The 1,030-nt window shown below is 62.8% G+C and carries 1 protein-coding gene; it reads left to right on the forward strand.

Annotated elements, in window-relative coordinates; genetic code table 11:
* Nucleotides 1-87: 87 nt before the first annotated feature.
* Nucleotides 88-966, forward strand: coding sequence for an N-carbamoylputrescine amidase (gene aguB, locus KUO17_RS26475; protein WP_217978490.1), 879 nt, complete (start codon nucleotides 88-90; stop codon nucleotides 964-966).
* Nucleotides 967-1,030 lie beyond the last annotated feature (64 nt).

Consider the following 1,030-nt stretch of genomic DNA (forward strand, 5'->3'; position numbering starts at 1 on the left):
TTTTTTTAAAGCAAGCTTCATTTACCGATTTTTATCGGCTATAAAGTCCTCCTCAACTGCCCCAGCACCTTTCCGAGGAGGTTCCCCATGAGCCGTACCGTCACCGTCGCCGCCACCCAGATGGCCTGTTCCTGGGACCGCGAGGCCAACCTGGCCCGCGCCGAAAAACTCGTGCGCCAAGCCGCGGCCAAGGGCGCGCAGATCATCCTGATTCAGGAGCTGTTCGAAACCCCGTACTTCTGCCAGAAACCCAACGCCGACTACCTGCAACTGGCCACCAGCACCGAGACCAATGCCGCCATCGCGCACTTCCAGCAGGTCGCCAGGGAACTGCAGGTGGTGCTGCCGATCAGCTACTACGAACTGGCCGGCCGCGCACGCTTCAACAGCATCGCGATCATCGACGCCGACGGCAGCAACCTGGGCGTGTACCGCAAGAGCCATATCCCGGACGGCCCCGGCTACCACGAGAAGTACTACTTCAACCCCGGCGACACCGGCTTCAAGGTCTGGCAAACCCGCTACGCCAAGATCGGCGTGGGCATCTGCTGGGACCAGTGGTTCCCGGAGTGCGCGCGCAGCATGGCCCTGCAGGGCGCCGAGATCCTGTTCTACCCCACCGCCATCGGCAGCGAGCCGCACGATGCCAACATCACCTCGCGTGAACACTGGCAACGCGTGCAGCAGGGCCATGCCGGCGCCAACCTGATGCCGCTGGTGGCCAGCAACCGCATCGGCCGCGAAGAACAGGACGGCTACGACATCACCTTCTACGGCGCCTCGTTCATCGCCAATCAGTTCGGCGAGAAAGTCGAAGAACTCGACCAGACCGAAGAAGGCGTGCTGGTGCACAGCTTCGACCTCGACCGCCTGGAGCACGTGCGCAGCGCCTGGGGCACCTTCCGTGATCGGCGCCCGAACCTGTATGGTGCGATCAAAACCCTCGACGGTTCACTGGAATCCTGATCATGAAAACCCTGAACACCACGCCGCGTGCCGACGGCTTCCACATGCCCGCCGAGTGGGCCCC

Origin of the sequence: Pseudomonas aegrilactucae (assembly GCF_019168305.1) — a bacterium.
GTDB classification, from domain to species: Bacteria; Pseudomonadota; Gammaproteobacteria; order Pseudomonadales; family Pseudomonadaceae; genus Aquipseudomonas; species Aquipseudomonas aegrilactucae.

Coding starts and splice junctions, on each gene's coding strand:
- aguB (WP_217978490.1), top strand. CDS start 88: ATGAGCCGTACCGTCACCGTCGCCGCCACCCAGATGGCCTGTTCCTGG.